At 33.5% G+C, this 18,672-nt stretch carries 13 protein-coding genes and 1 pseudogene; 5 read left to right on the top strand and 9 right to left on the bottom strand.

Features of this window, described 5'->3' with window-relative positions; genetic code table 11:
• Window positions 1-2,862: 2,862 nt before the first annotated feature.
• On the bottom strand, window positions 2,863-3,033 hold the full coding sequence (locus ABWU29_RS05995; protein ID WP_353280232.1) for a hypothetical protein: 171 nt from the start codon (window positions 3,031-3,033) through the stop codon (window positions 2,863-2,865).
• Between the two features lie 321 nt (window positions 3,034-3,354).
• Here ABWU29_RS05995 and ABWU29_RS05990 point away from each other — a divergent pair.
• Window positions 3,355-4,498 (top strand): annotated as a pseudogene (locus ABWU29_RS05990) (transposase).
• A gap of 189 nt (window positions 4,499-4,687) precedes the next feature.
• Here the strand turns inward: ABWU29_RS05990 and ABWU29_RS05985 are convergent.
• The 8 genes from ABWU29_RS05985 to ABWU29_RS05950 all read right to left on the bottom strand — a co-directional run bounded on the left by ABWU29_RS05985 (window position 4,688) and on the right by ABWU29_RS05950 (window position 10,303).
• Window positions 4,688-5,938, bottom strand: coding sequence for a citrate synthase (locus ABWU29_RS05985; RefSeq protein WP_264378162.1), 1,251 nt, complete (start codon window positions 5,936-5,938; stop codon window positions 4,688-4,690).
• 80 nt (window positions 5,939-6,018) lie between these two features.
• Entirely contained in the window at window positions 6,019-6,288 is a 270-nt protein-coding gene (gene rpsT / locus ABWU29_RS05980) for a 30S ribosomal protein S20 (RefSeq protein ID WP_012673338.1), read from the bottom strand.
• Between the two features lie 51 nt (window positions 6,289-6,339).
• Entirely contained in the window at window positions 6,340-6,927 is a 588-nt protein-coding gene (locus ABWU29_RS05975; RefSeq protein WP_010081980.1) for a lysophospholipid acyltransferase family protein, read from the bottom strand.
• Between the two features lie 193 nt (window positions 6,928-7,120).
• Window positions 7,121-7,354, bottom strand: coding sequence for a tyrosine-type recombinase/integrase (locus ABWU29_RS05970; RefSeq protein ID WP_353280230.1), 234 nt, complete (start codon window positions 7,352-7,354; stop codon window positions 7,121-7,123).
• Window positions 7,355-7,397: 43 nt separating this feature from the next.
• Window positions 7,398-8,108, bottom strand: a complete 711-nt coding sequence (locus ABWU29_RS05965) for a site-specific integrase (protein ID WP_353280228.1) — start codon at window positions 8,106-8,108, stop codon at window positions 7,398-7,400.
• The gene (locus tag ABWU29_RS05960) at window positions 8,098-8,268 is read right to left on the bottom strand and encodes a hypothetical protein (RefSeq protein ID WP_007549057.1); all 171 of its coding nucleotides are present in this window, start codon (window positions 8,266-8,268) and stop codon (window positions 8,098-8,100) included. Before ABWU29_RS05960 ends, ABWU29_RS05965 begins: the two co-directional genes overlap by 11 nt.
• 205 nt (window positions 8,269-8,473) lie before the next feature.
• On the bottom strand, window positions 8,474-9,109 hold the full coding sequence (locus tag ABWU29_RS05955; RefSeq protein ID WP_006280257.1) for a DnaA ATPase domain-containing protein: 636 nt from the start codon (window positions 9,107-9,109) through the stop codon (window positions 8,474-8,476).
• 129 nt (window positions 9,110-9,238) lie between these two features.
• Window positions 9,239-10,303: an AI-2E family transporter gene (locus ABWU29_RS05950; protein ID WP_141456664.1), complete on the bottom strand. Its 1,065-nt coding sequence runs from the start codon at window positions 10,301-10,303 to the stop codon at window positions 9,239-9,241.
• A gap of 262 nt (window positions 10,304-10,565) precedes the next feature.
• Between ABWU29_RS05950 and ispD the strand changes: the two genes are divergently transcribed.
• The 4 genes from ispD (at window position 10,566) to ABWU29_RS05930 (ending at window position 18,654) form a co-directional block, all read left to right on the top strand.
• Window positions 10,566-11,759: a 2-C-methyl-D-erythritol 4-phosphate cytidylyltransferase gene (ispD, locus tag ABWU29_RS05945; protein ID WP_015589406.1), complete on the top strand. Its 1,194-nt coding sequence runs from the start codon at window positions 10,566-10,568 to the stop codon at window positions 11,757-11,759.
• Between the two features lie 473 nt (window positions 11,760-12,232).
• Window positions 12,233-12,508: a hypothetical protein gene (locus tag ABWU29_RS06050; protein ID WP_410542008.1), complete on the top strand. Its 276-nt coding sequence runs from the start codon at window positions 12,233-12,235 to the stop codon at window positions 12,506-12,508.
• A 609-nt stretch (window positions 12,509-13,117) separates the two neighbouring features.
• On the top strand, window positions 13,118-15,013 hold the full coding sequence (gene htpG, locus ABWU29_RS05935) for a molecular chaperone HtpG (RefSeq protein ID WP_353280226.1): 1,896 nt from the start codon (window positions 13,118-13,120) through the stop codon (window positions 15,011-15,013).
• A 38-nt stretch (window positions 15,014-15,051) separates the two neighbouring features.
• Window positions 15,052-18,654: a hypothetical protein gene (locus tag ABWU29_RS05930; RefSeq protein WP_264378177.1), complete on the top strand. Its 3,603-nt coding sequence runs from the start codon at window positions 15,052-15,054 to the stop codon at window positions 18,652-18,654.
• The last annotated feature ends 18 nt before the right edge of the window (window positions 18,655-18,672 follow it).

Genomic DNA, 18,672 nt, shown 5'->3' with positions numbered 1-18,672 from the left:
AACAAGGGGTTTATGGTGCTGGCAGCCATTGTGCAAAAAATCGATAATTAGATGCTTCTGTGTGCAAGATGATGTGGTAAATGTGGATAGATGGCAGTCAATGAATCGTTTTTGTACCACACTCTGTACTATTCCTTATGTAACTAAATAAAATTTATTTATTATTTTTTCGGTGCTTTAAAGCTGTCTTAAGGTCGATCTTTAGCTCCGGCGCGATGCTACGACTAGTAACATGCTGTTCAACTTCGATTATTTCTATTACTTAATGGATATTTTCAACGACGGGCCTGCCTGTGTGAGGTGTATAAAAATACCTGAATGGAATCGATGAAACTAAAATTACACGTAAAGCAGTAGAGCAGTAGAGCAGTAGAGTATTGGCATCATAAACACCACAATTTCAGCCGCCTTGCATTTTCATCTTTATCAAAGAAAAACTGTAATATGTAACGAATTTTCCCTTTGTTTACTTGCAATTTTAACACCCTGTAACTCACAACTTGCATATTGGGAAAGCGAATATTTAGTATATATATGTATTTATACTCATAATCTGGAGCAAATCGCGAAGTCGGTCCGCTAATAGTTGGCTTACTATCGCCAACCGAACCAAACAAACAGCCTATGACCTATGAAGACCGAAAAGTATGACAGCATTATTTCACTTAATGACAGAACAAATCCAGCTGCTCTTCATATATACATATGTGTACTAGATATATTAATAATCTATACATATAATAAAACTGTAACAGGACCATTTCTGGGCATGAAATATTTTTTAAATATTTTTTTTAAATTTAAAACAGAAATTTTGTAGATTTTTTGCCTTTTTGTCTAACCGTCTGCCTGTGATCACATCACATAAAAAAATGTTATGAGGAGTTACCTTAGTATCTTGGTTCAAATATAGGATACCTTTTTCAGCAAAAGTATCTCATTTCCAAGAGAAAATAGATAAAAAGTGATGTAAGTACGTCAATTTATCGATTTAAAGGTACTGCTAACTTGACAGCTCCTTTTATTTTTGAAAGCCGGATATATTAAACACTATTTAGAGAACTCTACAATAATTTTAGAATTTTATATTTGTATATGAAAAAATATATCGCAAATCAGTAAATATTATAGTCTACATTTTGATTTATTAAATATTAAAGAAAAAATTCTCATATGAATTTTATGAATTTGGCTCTATATCTTTAGTTAAAAATTTTTAAATAGAAAATGGGCAACCGTTTTAAAATCTAGTTTGCCAAAGATGTACTATTTCTAGAATCAACAGCGCAGTTTTTGGAGGTCTGGGAAATTCCGCAGCAATAGTTAAAATCAAATACTGCCCATATAAAACTGAATGTCGATAGGACAGTTGTTTTCAAATTCAAAACTCAGTACTTATTTGCAGATCAGTTTTTTATTCTTTTTAACGTTTATTAATATTACGAACATTAGATTAACATGTATCTTTAGAACCAATATTCTAGGAAATTAATAGAAATATCTGCTTAATCAAAATTTTCTTATACTTTTTAATTTTAAAGGTATTTTTTAGGAATCTGCTCATGTCCCTAACAGGAAAAATAGGGATTTTTCTTTCATTAATACGGCAGTTGTTAAAATATTATTAAATGTAACAACCATTTATCCCGAAACCTGACTAAATAAAACTAATAATAATATAAGAAAACCCTTATACAAGAAATAAATCTTTATAAACTGTATCAATTTAATCCTTTCGCCAACGCATTCTTTAATCCTGACATTCATCCCCATACATGCTGCAAGACATCAGCAAGCAGCTGTTGCTGCACTATGTGTTGAACAAAACACAAGCCACAGGATCTCCACAAAAAAAAAAAAAAAAATAAAAAACAATTTTTTTTAATAAAAAATTAAATAAAACGCCACAAAGCATTCGAAGCAAAGTGAATAAAATAAAAGAAAGGAAATCGGTTACATTGTTAAAATTTGAAAGAAAATAAAAGTTTAAATTAAATCTGTGTTTTCAGGCTCAATTTGATTTGTGTACGTGTGTATTTGTTTGTTTGTTTGAATATGTATGTGTTCCTTCAAATGTCAGTAGTATATCATTTAGTCGGACACATGCTATCGACAGTTCAAATTCAAACCCTTTTTGGTAAAGAACTTCTTTGCTTTGCAACCTCTTTGCAACAAATATTGGTGATACACTACAAAAGACATCTTCATCATCTCCATCATTCTGCTTGCTTTAAATCACACTGTTCATGAGACTTAATGCGAATGTAATGTTTAAATCTTTTGGAAGGATTTAAAGCAAGCTGTTTGTTAACACATCCCAAACAAATAAGATGTCTTGAATCGATGGCAGAATAGTTTCCCTTTTTTAATGAATGAAGGATAAATAGTTTTTTTTTCATAAAAAAATCGTTTAATTTTGGCGGTTATTGCATAAACACTGTTCTGTTTCTTACGTAAAGTATTTATTTCAATTCTAAGACAAAAAAGGATGAATCAGCATACCTGCCAAGCGCTTAACACTCCATCAATGCTATTGTATGCTGTTGTACTCGTTTTTTGCCCCACAATTTCTTTTAATTTAATCGGAGTTTTTTGTGTTTGTGCCTCACAAAACTGCGATGTAATGCATCGTCTTTATTTCTCTTTCAATAGTTCAATGAATGGCAATAAATGCCATTTTTATTCAGTCTACTAATTTTGTTGTTTTATTGTCTGTCATAAATTAAGATTTTATGCAATTTTTAATGTTCAGGATCAACATTCTTTTATGCAACTGTAAGCGAAGAATTTTTATAAGTATTTTATGGGGGAAAGTTGTTGAGATTAAGATTCTGTACTCGAATTGCGTAAATATTGAAAAAATTATCGCCAATACTTGAAATATTCGCCGCGTTCTTTCAGTATATCTTCTGGCAATAATCTCCGAACTTCTTGGCTCACATCAGTGCCTGTTGAAACTAGATTAAACATTTCTAACATAAGAGGCCGTAGTTTTTCTTTTCCAGTCTCAGTAACATTTTTATCTTGCTCCATGAGGTGGTATAAGATCAGTATCGAATAATCTATTATTGATGACTTTTTTCTCCTTGGAATACATCAACACTAAACATGACCTTGTGCTTTTTTGCATCGTCTATAGATTTTTGAAGTCTCTTTGCTATGTTTTCGATAGCTTCATCATTAGGTAAGTGTTCAGGCAATGGCGTCAACTTAAGGAAAAATATCAGCGATAGTGTATAAAATTTCTCTCTAAATTTTTTATCATTAAATTATCCAAAGAGTGCAAGGGACAGCACTTTTGTTTCTGTTTTATTTCAACAAAGAAGTCTAAAATGTGTCCTTTTTAGGTGAAATATGCAAAAAGGAAAAAACCTTATTCTACAAATTAAAAATATAATATACTCGAAAACTTTTCAGAAAATCCATTGTGTTGAGTTTTACACGAACAAGAAAACTTCCTTTTTCGACAGTATTTTCTATGATTTTAAAGTTAGTTAAAAAAAGTTTGGGAATAGAATGTGAACTTATGGAGCCATTGACATGTACCCTCAAAGCAAGCTTTTTCTAAAGCAAGGTATAAGATTTGCCATACAGGCTTTCAAGAATTTAAGCATCCAAACAGCCTATCAGGATGAACCTGAGTTGGAGAGGCTATAGACTTATTGCAGCAGATGGTTCTGGTATGAGATTACCCAGCTCTGGGGAAATTGTATCCGAGTTTGAACCAAATGGAACAACAGGCACCATTGGCAATTTGTTTGTTGATTTGTGTACTTCGCTAATTTGTAGTGCTCGTCTTGCAGCTTGGAATATAGGTGAACAAACGTTGGCGGCAGAGCAATTACCCGAAGTTATCACTCAAATGCGTTTATTAAATCAAGAGAAATTATTATTTATCTATGATCGTCTTCAGTAAAATTCATTCAGCAGCATTATGATTTGGAAGTAGATTTTATTTTTCGCTTGCAAAAAAGAAATTATAGTAAGCTATGGGAACGCTGGCGAATTAGATTTTGATTTTATATTAGAAAATGAAAAGCTAAAAAATAAAATGAAAGGACAGAAAGTAAGAGTTATAGTGCTGACATTAGCCAACTGAGAAACAGAGTTTTTGACCGAGACTTTGGAGCAAAGCTTATGTGTTAAGGTGGCACATAGAGGAGTGCTATAAACGACTCAAAGTAGGAGCAGAGTTAGAGAATTTTTCTGGAGAGGCTGTATTACAAGAATTTTGGGCAAACTTGGTCATGTGCAATATATTATCGCTTCATATATGTGATGCACAAGGGCCTTGGAACCCAGATCAAATTACTGAGTATCGTTTAAATTTTTCAGTTTTATTTGGTGTAATGAGGCAGAAACTCTATCAGGTACTTATTGCGCCAAAAAACTTTCAAGCCCTTTTTAAGTATACGCGCTAAAGTTAAAATCCGACCGGGACAGCCGCAATAAAGTAGATAAGCCTAAACGCCATCATGTCTTTAGGAGAGTTTGCTAATGAAAGTTCTTAAGTTGACGCCATTGGCTGAACGGATACGGAATGACACCATCCTTTTTTCTGGATTCCAGACTGGAATGACACCTCTGGACACTTCCGTCGTAAAGGAACCAGTGTCAGCTACTCGGATGACACCTTTTTTCTACTTAGTTTGGGTTATGCAAGAAGTCTAATGAAGTGAAAATAAATTTATTTACCAAAATAGAGTTGCCTTGGTCTACAGATCTTAGTTTCTTTATCATTTATCATTTCATACCACTGAGTAACCCAACCAGTGGTTCTTGCAAGTGCAAAAATAGGCGTGAACATATTTGAGGGGATATCAATAGCATTCATTATTATACCTGAGTAAAAATCAACATTTGGATATAACTTACGCACGATAAAATATTCATCCTTTAAAGCTATTTCTTCAAGTTTTTTTGCAATTTTAAGCAGTTCATTATTTTGTTCTAGTTTACTTAGAACCTCATGGCAAGCGCCTTTCAATATACGCGCGCGCGGATCATAATTTTTATAAACACGATGTCCAAATCCCATCAATTTAAATGGATCTTTATCATCTTTAGCTTTTTCGATGAATTTATCTATATCTCCACTTTGCTCTATCTCTTTTAGCATATTTATAACTGCCTCATTAGCTCCACCATGTGCTGGTCCCCAAAGTGTAGCAACTCCTGCAGAGAGGCTTGCAAACAGATTAGAACCAGCCGATCCCACCAATCTGACAGCCGCCGTAGAAGCATTCTGTTCATGATCAGCATGGAGAGTAAATATTTTATCCAGAGCTTTTGCAAAAAGGGCGCTTTTATCATTATCAACAGCATCGCCAAATATCATCTTTAAGAAATTTTCACTGTAACTTAATTCATTGTTAGCATTTATGAATTCCTGATTGTTGATATGCCTATAAATCATTGCAATAATTGTGGAAACTTGCGCTATTGCAGAAATTCCAAAATCTAGGTCTTCACCATTGACATTGTTGCCATGCTTTTCATGATAAGATGCTGACAAACTTGCAAAACATGCAACTAAGATTGACATAGGGTGAGCAGTTTTTGGAAATGCTTTAATTACATTTGTAACTTGCTCTGATACTTTGGATGATTCTTGTATTTTGAGAAGAAATTTTTTGTGTTGCTCTGAACTGGGTAATTCACCATAGAGCAATAAATAAATCACAGCAGTAAAATTATTATTCTCTGCCAAATCAGCTATATTATGTCCCCTATATCTAAGAACTCCTTCATCTCCATCAATGAATGTAATTGTAGAAGAGCATGAAGCTGTAGAAACAAACCCTGGATCGTAAGTGAATAATCCTGTCATCTTATATAAATCCTTGATATTTAACACATCAGGACCTGTTGTTCCGCTTAATACAGGTAGCTCGATTTTTAATCCATTACTTAGTTCTAATAGCACTTTTTTATCCATCACTTAAGCTACTTAAATTTTATACAGAATATACAAACTGAGGAGTATATATTAATACAGTTAACTTTACATTAACCGTATTAAGCGGTCATCAATGCTTTTACTTTTGCATTTAAGCGACTTATTTTACGCGCAGCAGTATTCCTATGAATAACACCTTTATTCACACACTTGTGTAAATTAGATTCAGCATTCCGAAATGCCAGAACAACATTTTCTTTGTCGCCAGACTTGATTATATCAACCAATTTTCTAATAGAGGTGCGAGTTTTACTTTTCCGCATCTTATTTATTAAAGTGCGCTTTGCTATTACCTTTATCATTTTTTTAGCACTCTTATGATTTGCCATATATTAATACCTAAAATACTGTACTTTTCTTTTAATTATAAAGTTTTTTTGTTAATTTGCAATATCAGTTTTTCCTATGGTTAATCTACTGCTTCTCTCTTCAATAATTTTTTCTAAACTTTGCAAGAATTCATTTTTGTTTAACCCAGGATATATTGGGGGCAATATTTCTATTACTGCCTTTCCGGGATTCTTTCTCAGAGAAAGTATGCTTTTTGGCCAAAACAAACCAGTGTTTAAAGCAACCGGTAACACAGGAACAGATAATACGCTATATAAAGCAGCAATACCTGGTTGATATTTTATATTTTGGTTTATAGTTGTTCTTGTACCTTCAGGAAATATTATTATGCTTCTATTTTCTTTTATACGCATTTTTGCTAGTTTGATTATATGGCGTATAGAACTGATACCATCTGAACGGTTAATAAAAATCATTTTCAGCGCTATAAGATGCAAACCAATGAATGGAATCCATTTCAATTCACGTTTTAAAATAAAAACCGCTTTTCTAAATAGTAGTATAAAAATAAATGTTTCAAATGGAGATTGGTGTTTAGATGCAATGATAAAAGGTTGCTTAGGGATGTTTTCCATTCCCCTCACTTCATATTTAATGCCACATAATAAACGCAGCATGAATAATACAACTCTCACCGAACAGACGAGGAAAATGGTTATTACACACTCAGAAAAGAAAATTACAGGGAGAGTAATGAAAGTATAGAATACCTCCCATAATATAAGAAAGAAATTAAACAATAAACTTGAAATCACAAACTCACATAAATTTATTTAAATTTAACTTTATTACAAATTAAAAACAATAAATTTAATTATTGATCATCTGAGTAATAGGATGCGAATCAGCTAATTTGTCCTTTAACTTTTCGTTAGCAATATGAGTATATATTTGTGTTGTAGAAAGGTTAGTATGGCCAAGAACTTTCTGTATCAACACAATATTTGCTCCGCTATTTAGTAGATGGGTAGCAAAAGAATGCCTAATCACGTGTGGAGAGATCTTATTTTCATCAATATTGCATTTTCTTGCCAACTCCTTCATTAATTGACCGAGCCTCTGCCTTGTAATTGGTTTATTAGGTTTATCACCTGGGAATTAGCCAATCGGATTCCTTTTCTTTAGAGATCAGATTATCACGAACTGATAAATAATTTCTAAGGCTCTGCAATGCTTGTTCATTAAAAAGAATTTGCCTCTCTCTACCACTTTTTCCTTTTATTATTATATAGCATTCTTTGTTATTACTGTTTATTAAATGTGACACTTCACATAATTTCATACTAATTAGTTCAGAAACACGCATTCCAGAAGAGTAAAGGATATCTAAAATCGCACATAGCCTTTTACTGCTTATCTCTTTATTCGATTCGCTTGCTGATTTTCTCACTGTGTCCATTAGCAAAAATATTTCTTCGACACTTAAATACTTAGGCAAAGGACGAGAAACTTTTGGATTCTTTAATTCAGCATCATTAGCCGGCGCTGGATTAAAATCTATTATTCCGTCATTAAATAGACACTTGTAAAAATTTTTCATAGCGGATATTTTTCTTGATATAGAGCTACTTTTATATTTTTTTTGTGTACATAAAGATTTCACATAATCTTTAATATTGGTTTTGTTTACACCAACCAAGGTAGTGCCGCTTTCCAATAAAAATTCTTCAAACTGGTGTAAATCCGAACGATAACTTTCCAGAGTATTTTGTGCAGCGAACCTCTCTGAAGCTAAAGCATCTATGTAATATGTTATGTAAAGATTTTCTTTTTTATTTTGCGACTGTTTATTTTTCATTATCAGTTCCTATATTTATTTCTTTGGCTATAATTTGATTAGAAGTGTTCCCTGTGTTTCTTATGAGAAAATATGAGACAAATAAAGCATTTATCAATAGAGTGAACATCACAAACTTTTGCTTTAACCTTTTTCTTAAATTTAATCTTACTCTTATCATAGTTAAATTATAACGTTAAATCTATAAAAAAACACCTTATAAAGTGAGCTCTACTATAAATATAGAATACTTCTTAGCTGTATCTATCTATATTTATTATAACATAACATTGATTATAATTCTAACATGGACAGATAGAGATTCAATTACGTTAGTGTTATGGGTGTTAATAAATTTTTAATATACACCTTTACAAAAGAAGAAATCAAATGGCATCTTTTTTTAATAAAGTGCTAATAAAAGGAACGGTCACATTTGACCCTATAGATTCATTATCTATCTTTTCTATAATTTTATCAATGCTATAGAAAGAACGTTCTATTCTTGCTAAAATATAATTAATCACTTTTAAATCAATTTTTAACTGTTTATCTGAAAATCGTTTTATTAGCATAATTCTTAATAATTCCTCGCTTGCAGGCAAAATTTTTACGCTGATAGTTGATAATATTCGAGAACTTAAATCTCTTAGTTTGAAGTTAAGCTTTTTTGGTGAAATTGAAGAAGTGATTAGCAGCCTCTTGTCGTTTTCTTTCATGTAATTGTAACAATGTAATAACATTGCTTCATCTTTAATGTTTTGTACGTCTTCTAAAATAAAAGCATCGCTATACCTAATCTCGCTTACGAAGTTATTCACATTGATAAAGATTGCATCGTTTATTGATTGCCAAATATGAGCAAGATGAGTTTTACCGGAGCTTTTAGGTCCAAAAAGAATCAGACATTTCCAAGATAAATCATTAACTACCGAATTATATACGTGCTTATTTTCATCTAAGATGATGTAATTTTGCCGGCTATAATCAGCTTGATTGTTGTTAAATAAATTTAATTGCACGTTGAACCTCTTACGTAACCTCTTTCTGGTAGTAATTTTTGCGCAGAAATTTACTTACGCTCCTCAAATGTGTCAGGTATTCTGGGCTCATTTCTCCTCTTACCATAAATTGATTATGCAAAAGGTCTGTTAGCCGTTTTTATAAAGCTCACTTTTAAAATATTTATTGATTGCATATTCTACTGATACATTGAACATTGCTATTATTGGAATAAAAAGTAATATACCTGTAAATCCAAAATATGAAGCGCATATAGTAATTCCCAGAATAATTACAGTTGGATGTATATGAACTTTTTTTCCTATTAATAAAGGAACTAATATATTTGAATCTATTAATTGTCCAACACCAAATAATAGCAAAACGGCAGCACTTTCAAACCATCCACTAAATTGAGTGATAGCGCTCAAAAACCCAATAATGGTATATAATAATGGCCCTACGTAAGGTATGAACGTTAACATTCCTGATAAAATTCCAATAACAATAGAGTGTTCCAATCCGATTATGCTCAGGCTCACAGAGTAAAAGACCATCATGACAATACATACATTTACCTGCCCCTTTAGATAATTAGATATAATGAAATCCACTTTGGAAAAATAATCTGCAATTTTTCCTCTGTAAGGAATAGGGATTAATTTATTAGCTTTTTCTATAATTAAAGGCCAATCACGTAATATGTAGAAAAACACTACAGGAGTAATCACCATTAATGATACCGTGTTAAAGCTTGAACTTAACACTTGGATTATAAAGTTACTAGCAATATCAAGAGCATTCATGAAATAAGATACATAGTTGCTGTAATTTTCTGCTAGATTTTTAGATAAGTGATCAAATAAGCTATCCTCGATTTTTATATTAAGAAATTCTAATACAGAGGGGATTACTTTAAGCTTTAATGAAGGCACTTTACTCACTAAGAAATTTAATATTGAAGTAATTTGAACATATATAATAGGTAAAACAAATGTTATGACTAGTATAAAAGCTATTAATAAAATAAGTATTATAAAAATTACAGAACATGAACGCGGTATTCTATACTTTTCAAACTTAACTACTAGCGGATTAAACAAATATGCAATAATAATAGATATTAAACATGGAAAAATCATAGGACGCATCAGGAATAACATCCCTATTATAAAAAGCAGTATGAAACAAATAGTTATATGACGTTTTTGCATGTGTTTAGCATAGCTAATTTACTGAAAAATATGCAATTTATTTTTCCTATGTTGAAAGTATTTTACGATTTGTAATACTATCGTTTTTTACTAAAATTTAGTTGTTTAATCCGCAGGCAAAGATAGATTTTGAGCTCTCTAAATATCTCTTTTGCTATTATAATTATGCTAGTTAATAGGGGAAGTAACTTTTATATGATGTCAGAAATTTTATTTTCGGAAAGAATCTTGGATAGAGAGGAAAGCTTCTACAAAAAGAAATATGTGCGCTAAGAAATACAAAATAGCAGCATTAATAGTTGCAGCGGGAGTAGGCAGTAGATGCAATTCTACGATTCCTAAGCAATATATAAAACTGGCAGGTAAATCTGTTTTATTTCATACAATTAAAAGATTTCTGGCTAACCAATATATAGATTACATAAGAATAGCAATTAATAGAGACCATGAAAGTTTCTATGAGAAAGCTATATCACTAATTACAGACACTAAATTACTAAGCCCTGTATACGGAGGAGAAAACAGGCAAAGTTCAGTTAAACTAGGGCTTGAAAGCTTACAAAAAGTTAACCCAGATTTTGTAGTTATACACGATGCTTGTAGGCCTTTTGTGTCAGATGTTCTGATAGATAACTTGGTTGAATCTATGATTAATGATCAATATACAGGAGTAGTTCCAGCAATAGAAGTTGAAGACACTATGTCATTGGTGAGTAATAGTTTTATTGAATCTACGATTTCAAGAGGAAAGCTCAGAGCCATACAAACCCCTCAAATTTTTAATTTCAAAGAATTATTATCATGCCATCAATCAGTCAAAGAATTTACTGACGATTCATCACTAATGGTAGAGCACAAAAAACATGTTGCGATTATTAAAGGTGAGAAAAGCAATTTTAAGTTAACCACAAAAGAGGATATCAATATGGCAAAGCTTCTTTTTGAAGAGCCAAAATTTCGTGTCGGAGCCGGTTATGATATACATAAGTTCATTAAAGTTCAAAACGGTGCTGAAAGCTTTATAAAAATTTGCGGTGTGAAAATTGAACACAACATGGCAATAGAAGCGCACTCTGATGGTGATGTTGCAATACATGCAATCGTTGATGCAATACTCGGAGCACTGGGATATGGCGACATAGGAGAGCACTTTCCTCCTAGTTCCTCTGAATGGAAAGATTGCAATTCATCTCACTTCCTTGACTTTGCTGCTAAAAAAGCAAAAGAAAAAGGGTACAGCGTATCTAATTTAGATATTACTATAGTTTGTGAAGAGCCTAAAATATCGCCTTACAAAGTAGAAATGAAGAAATTCATATCAAAAGCATTAGAAATTGATGATGAATTTGTAAATATCAAAGCAACCACTGCAGAAAAATTAGGTTCTCTTGGAAGAAATGAAGGAATAGCTGTACATGCTTCTGTGTTATTGCATACAAACTTTTATTGGAAATAGAAACGAAAAACTTCCTTGACAAACTCCGCCAGCCCCCTTATCATGAAACTGAAGCTATTTATTTATCTTCGCAATCTCTGCAGTGGATTAATGACAAAAAAACTTAATGTATTTGGCGTAAATCATGCTTAATTTTTTGCATTATGTGCACCTCATGTCTTTATAAAATTTCTAGGTTTTTACCTAATATAAGCTGAAATGCGCTATTTAAAACATTAAAAAACGCCAACTTAAAAAATGGATAGTGAATAATTAGCTACCCTAGGGTTTCTTTTGCCTTTTTTTCTGTTTAGTAAATTTCTTAACGTTTATAATTTAGATTAGTTGCGGCTTAAAAGCAACTGAGTCACGGTTATTAAACGTTTAGAATAAAAAAACGCCATACTTGAAAGTATAATGTAAGTAATTAGCCAACCACGGGGCTTTTTTTTGCCTTTTTTTTCGCTTGGTAAATTTTTTAATACTTAGATTAGTTGCAATTTAAGAGACCAGAAATGGTCAGTGCTTGGCACTGGAATAACGTCCTCCTTTGTTATCCCAGTGCCCAAACACTGGGATCCAGTTTTCTTTACAAATTCACCAAAAGTGTTTCATTCTATAACATAAAACCCATACTCACCAAATCTAATGCATTACTTGCAATTAAGTTTCCTGGATCCCAGTGTCTGGGCACTGGGATAACAAAGGAGGACGTTATTCCAGTGCCAAGCACTGACCATTTCTGGTCTCTTAAATTGCAACTAATCTAAGTATTAAAAAATTTACCAAGCGAAAAAAAAGGCAAAAAAAGCCCGATGGTTGGCTAGTTACTTACATTATACTTTCAAGTATGGCGTTTTTTTATTCTAAACGTTTAATAACCGTGACTCAGTTGCTTTTAAGCCGCAACTAATCTAAATTATAAACGTTAAGAAATTTACTAAACAGAAAAAAAGGCAAAAGAAACCCTAGGGTAGCTAATTATTCACTATCCATTTTTTAAGTTGGCGTTTTTTAATGTTTTAAATAGCGTATTTCAGCTTGTGTAGCTAGAAATTTGATAAAGACATGAGGTGCACATAATGCAAAAAATTAAGCATGATTTACGCCAAATACATTAAGTTTTTTTGTCATTAATCCACTGCAGAGATTGCGAAGATAAATAAATAGCTTCAGTTTCATGATAAGGGGGCTGGCGAAGGGTGTCAAGGAAGTTTTTCGTTTCATCCAATGCGCTGCCAAAAGTTTGTTATGCAAGAGATCCCATAAATTGGGTGTCATAATAACTACACCCACATTAATTTTGGTGTACGTGACCTTGAAAGATCGTGATTCAATACTTAAATTATTAGGGTAGTAGGCAAATAATGGAGCTCAAAATGCATAATGTACAAGAAACTGAAAATTTAAAATTTGACGCTGAGGTAGGGAAAGTACTGAATATAGTGATTCATTCACTTTACACCAATAAAGACATTTTTCTGCGTGAATTAATATCAAATGCATCAGATGCATGTGATAAGTTGCGCTATGAATCTCAACTAAACCCTAATTTGCTAGATTTGAGTGACGAATTAAAAATCACTATCAGCTCCAATAAAGATAAGAACGAGCTATATATCACTGATAATGGCATTGGAATGAATAGACAGGATTTAATAGACAATCTTGGTACAATTGCAAGCTCTGGTACGCAAAAGTTCTTGGATGCGATTAAGAATAGCAAGGATTCAAGCCAAACTGTGGAGCTGATTGGGAAGTTTGGTGTTGGTTTTTACTCAAGCTTTATGGTTGCATCAGAAGTAATAGTAGAATCGAGAAAAGCTGGAGAAGAGGAGTCTTGGATCTGGCAATCCAAAGGAGATGGGGAATATTCAATCAGCAAGTCAGATAATCAAGTCCCTCGCGGAACCAAAATTACGCTCATTATGCATCCTGAAGAAAACGAGTTTTTAGATAAATTTCGTGTTGAAAATATTGTCACTACTTACTCTGATCACATAAATTTTCCTGTTGAATTTATAGACGAAGAAGGAAAAAGTGAAAAGTTAAACAGTAAGGCTGCAATTTGGACTAAGCCAAAAAATGACGTTACTCAAGAGGAGCACAACGATTTTTTCCGCAGTGTTGCCCACGTTGGCGGGGAGCCCTGGATGATATTGCATAATAAAAATGAAGGTGCAATAGAATATACAAATTTGCTTTATGTTCCTTCTATAAAACCTTTTGATTTATTCCATCCAGATAGACGTTGCTCTGTTAAGTTATATGTAAATAAAGTATTTATCACTGAAGATAATATACAGATCATACCGCAGTATTTACGTTTCTTGAAAGGTATTGTTGATTCACCGGACTTACCTCTTAATATCAGCAGAGAAACGTTGCAGAATAATCGTGTTGTTGAGCAAATCAGGAAATCCCTCACTAAACGCGCGATATCAGAGCTCGGTAAAAAGGCAAAAGAGAATTTAGAGGAGTACACAAAATTCTGGACCAATTTTGGTGCAGTTTTAAAGGAAGGTCTTTGCGAAGCTATGCCAACTGATGAGAGAGAAGCGCTGCTCTCAATTTGCAGATTTAATAGCACCGGTGATGAGAAGTTGATCAGCATTGATGATTATATAAGCAGAATGAAGCCTGAGCAGGAACATATCTATTATCTCACCGGAAATAGCCTCGATTCAGTGAAAAACAGTCCGCAACTTGAGGGATTCGTCAGTAAAGGACTAGAAGTGCTCCTATTTGTTGATCCAGTTGATGACTTTTGGACTAGTGTAATTCATGAATACAAAGATCAGAAAATCAAGTCTGTAACCCGTGCAGATGTTGATTTGGAAAAATTCTCTTCAGAAGAAGATAAGACAGATGAAGAAAATAAATCAAATGGAGAAAAAACTGAGGAAACTATACTGCAATATTTTACCACAGTGCTTGGAGATTCAGTAAAAAGCGTAAAAATTTCCAAAAAATTGACTGATAGTCCCGTATGCCTAGCGGTTGATGAAGGTGCTATGGATCTTCGCATGGAGCGTTTTTTGCGTGAACAAAAGCAGCTAAATTACCGCACGCCAAAGGTGCTTGAAATTAACACTAAGCATCCTGTAATAAAGAGTATAATGAAATCTTATGCTGAAAGTGGTGAAAACCCAACATTGGAGGACATGGTTCACTTATTGTTTTACCAAGCTTGCATCGTGGAAGGCGAAGAGATGGATGACGCGAGCAGCTTTGCTAAGAGACTGAATAATTTGCTTGGCAAGATTTCTGTTTAATGCTATACTTAGCTTAGCTGCTAGTTAGGAGGTAAAACATGTTTGGTTCCAATTTTAGAGACTTTGTATCACAAGATACAACTTCACAGGGCCAATCAAATTCTGAAAGATTAATCAAAAGTTGGCATGGTTTTGAAAAACCAGATTCTGAAGATTCAGGTATTGAAGAAGAGTTTGAAGTTTTAGATAGCGAAAGTCAAGAGATACCAGCTACTCCATGTAGTACATCCCCTGAAGATCTAAGTTTAGAGAATGCAATACTTGCAAACTTTCCTGATGGTTGTGATAGGTCGTTTACTGTAGAGTTAAAAGATGAAGATTCATATGGTATCATTCCTAAAAACTTAACTTTTGCTGAGATTATAAATATCTTAAATCAAGCTATACAAGAAGATAATTGTGAAGAATTAGACAAGGTTGTACAAAATATTGAAGATTATGAAGGCAGGTCTATTACGCTGGATAATGAAAATCTCAAAGATTTCTGTTCAAATCAACTTAATTTGGAGTTACAAAACAGAAGCAACCATCAACATATATATTCAAATGTACTATCACAATATAAATTTGATCAAGAGGGTTTCAAGTATGATTATTCAGTAAAAGAATTGGTACTATTGGCAATTGCAGCTAATGACAAGCTAGTAGAGCAATATCAGGATTTTCTTTTTGCTGAAGAAAACTTAAGTCTTTTACCTCTCCTTGTTGGTAATCAAAAATATATTGAAGCTTTTATAGAAAAATTCCATGGTAACGATGGAGTTTACGGAAGATTAAAAGGTCAAGCTATACAACTTGTCGAACCTAATAAGATTGACTTCTTCTCAGCTACAGCATTAAGAAAAGAGCAAGAATTATTAAATGCAGTTTTTGTCGAATACGTTTTAAGAGATTTTGGACAGGTGTTAAAAACAAGTAAACCTGATCCTTTGTATGGTGTGCTTGAAACAGCGTCTCTGATCAAAAATGAAGAATTCATCACGATAGTGCTGGATGCATTTGAAAGATATATTAATGAGCTAACTAAAAAAGCCTCAACAGAAGAGTTATTAAAAAAGAGCTTTGCTACCTTGTTAGAAACTGCGATAAGTCAAGAACACATATCTGTCATTGAATACTTGTGCAAACGATACACTAATAGTGCAGATCATGCCATTTACGATGTATATAAACAAGCATTTACAGATGATAAAGTTATTACAATACTAAGGCAACAAATCCTGAAAAACATAGGAGCTCGTGGCAGAAAAGAAATTTATGATTTAATTCTGAAAACTGCATTGGATGCTGGTAATATTGCATTTATCGAGCACTTGTGTGAAAAATGTGCTAAATGCAGCAATGATGTTATCGGCTATCTCAATCAAAAATTTAAAAATAACGAATTTGATAACATACACGAATCAATCCTCATTGCATTGTCTAATGTTGAATACACAAACACAGACGTTATAGTCGAGGTGCTTTTTTACACTAAAGAAATCCATCAAAACGTATCACATAATGAGCAAGTGATTAGGCCGGTCATACAGAATATACTGAAAAATGCAACACACTACTCAATAGGCCAAGAAGATTACTCCTTAGTCAAGGAAGTATGTTACTTATGCACAGAAATTGATGCAATTAACATAATTTTTCGAGAGGAGTGTAAGATTTTTAAATCTAGCATAGAAAAGCGCATAGAAGATCTGGAAAAGGAAAACAAATTATTGCAATCTGAAGCTTTACGTGAATATAACAGCCGTCTTCCAGGTATTGTAAATGGATTAGTTCAGACTGCTTGCATAGTGTATGATGAATACACTAAAGATCCAAAAGACAATAAACGTCAAAAGAATATTGATCTAATATTCAGTTTAATGCAAATTAGAAATATTCTGCAATTTTCTATTGATGTGCAAAAATATTCCTGTCATGAACGTCAAGATTTGTGGGATGAAATGTGCCAAACTCCTGGAACTTTTATAATACGAAAAAGAAGTAATAACGTTGCAGATGAATTAGAAATTCCAGTTATAACAAGTGACATTCTATCAGAAAATCCAGGACTTGAAAGTACTGGCAGTCAACAACCACAAGAAAATGTGGACAGACGAGAAAATATTATGAACAATGAAGAGGCTTCAATAGAAGAAGCTATAGATAATGATTATAGGGGGGGTAAAATGTCTAGAGATAAAAAAAGTACAAAGCAGAAAATGTCTAGAAATAAAAACAGCACAGAGCAGAAATTGTTGAATGCTATCTACATTCCTAAGACGATGGAGAGTTACTTAAAAAGGAATAATATAAAAGATGAACCTATTTTGAAGAGTATCATAGACAAAGTAAATGCTGAAATTCAAAAGAAGAAGGAGGAGGAGAAGAACATTATCAATCCAGGTCCTACTAAGAAGCAAAGATGCATTGATCAGAGAAACACACTCTTAAAAACTAGAGATTTTCTTGAAAAAAAGATCAAAAGCATTGGAACTGATGCTAAGGCTGCTGTATCATCAGTAACTGATGTTAGCGCTACTACAAGTAGTCACGAAGCTCCTGTTAATATTGATGATGAGAAAAAACAAGCTCATGCTCAACCTGCTGAACATGTACCAGAAGAAAGTGCAAAACTTAAGGCACAGCCTTCTAATACTCAAGAGCAACAAAAAGTTTCTGAGACTCCAGTTCCAGAACAAACGGATGATATTGAAAGTTTAAGTACACAGGACGCTCTTGTTCTTCAAAGTAAAAGTGCTACCGTGTTATCAATTGATGGTGAGGATAAACAAACTCCTGTTCAACCGGTAGAGTCTGAAAGTAAAGGTGATCAACAAGGTTCACCACCACTTTCACCACAGAGTTCTGCGAGTGGTGATGTTGAAGGTACAGAAGCCTCTGCTAATGCAGCAGTAACTACGCCTGAAGAAGCACGTAGTCTTGTGAGTGATGGTGAGCATGATAAAATCGTGTCTAAAGAGCACCAAGATGATGCACTAGAAAAAGATTTAATAGATTTTTCAAGTGATGACGGCAATAGTCCTCTAGGAGATCCAGTACCTACATCAACTAACGAAATCCCTGGACAAGAAGATGGTACTCAAACTACCACCAGGCAGCAAGAACCGAATCCAATTCCAACACCTACACCGGTGCCAACGCCGAACCTAACACCAACACCGAATCCAATTCCAACACCTACGCCGGCGCCAACGCCAGGACTGACACCGGATCTAACACAAGATCCAATTCTAACACCTACGCTGGTGCCAACACCGAATCTAACACCAACACCGAATCCAGTGCCAACACCAGAACCAGTGCCTTCAGTAGCTAACAACAAATCTGAGCAGGTGAATGATACTCAAACCAATGGCGGGTTGCCTAATAATTCAGGCAAAAATAATGCTATTCCACAAAATACAAAAAGTAGTAAGCTGCCTGTTATAGCTGCTTCTGCACTTGCAATAGCTGGTATTATTTCAGGGGTGGCTGTTGCAGTTTACTTGGAAATGTTAGCGGTAGGAATAGCAGTTGGAGCTTGTTGTCTGGTTGCTGCTGCAGTTATATACTGCTGTACACCTAAAAGCCAAGTTGAAAACAACAAGGTTGACAAACCTTTCAACACGAAGGAAGCATCTACTACCGTATCTGTATAATAAATATTGTAGTTTACC

Origin of the sequence: Wolbachia endosymbiont (group A) of Phasia obesa, from assembly GCF_964028125.1 — a bacterium.
GTDB lineage: Bacteria > Pseudomonadota > Alphaproteobacteria > Rickettsiales > Anaplasmataceae > Wolbachia > Wolbachia pipientis.
The sequence above is the reverse complement of the archived record's forward strand: the minus strand, read 5'-3'. Positions and strand labels throughout refer to the sequence as shown.

Excerpts from the sequence above, each read along its gene's own strand:
- rpsT (WP_012673338.1), bottom strand. The coding sequence starts at position 6,288 with ATGGCAAATCATAAGAGTGCTAAAAAAATGATAAAGGTAATAGCAAAG.
- ABWU29_RS05965 (WP_353280228.1), bottom strand. The coding sequence starts at position 8,108 with ATGAAAAATAAACAGTCGCAAAATAAAAAAGAAAATCTTTACATAACA.
- ABWU29_RS05960 (WP_007549057.1), bottom strand. The coding sequence starts at position 8,268 with ATGATAAGAGTAAGATTAAATTTAAGAAAAAGGTTAAAGCAAAAGTTT.
- ABWU29_RS05970 (WP_353280230.1), bottom strand. The coding sequence starts at position 7,354 with ATGAAGGAGTTGGCAAGAAAATGCAATATTGATGAAAATAAGATCTCT.
- ABWU29_RS05950 (WP_141456664.1), bottom strand. The coding sequence starts at position 10,303 with ATGCAAAAACGTCATATAACTATTTGTTTCATACTGCTTTTTATAATA.
- ABWU29_RS05975 (WP_010081980.1), bottom strand. The coding sequence starts at position 6,927 with ATGCTGCGTTTATTATGTGGCATTAAATATGAAGTGAGGGGAATGGAA.
- htpG (WP_353280226.1), top strand. The coding sequence starts at position 13,118 with ATGCATAATGTACAAGAAACTGAAAATTTAAAATTTGACGCTGAGGTA.
- ABWU29_RS05930 (WP_264378177.1), top strand. The coding sequence starts at position 15,052 with ATGTTTGGTTCCAATTTTAGAGACTTTGTATCACAAGATACAACTTCA.
- ispD (WP_015589406.1), top strand. The coding sequence starts at position 10,566 with ATGTGCGCTAAGAAATACAAAATAGCAGCATTAATAGTTGCAGCGGGA.
- ABWU29_RS05985 (WP_264378162.1), bottom strand. The coding sequence starts at position 5,938 with ATGGATAAAAAAGTGCTATTAGAACTAAGTAATGGATTAAAAATCGAG.
- ABWU29_RS05995 (WP_353280232.1), bottom strand. The coding sequence starts at position 3,033 with ATGGAGCAAGATAAAAATGTTACTGAGACTGGAAAAGAAAAACTACGG.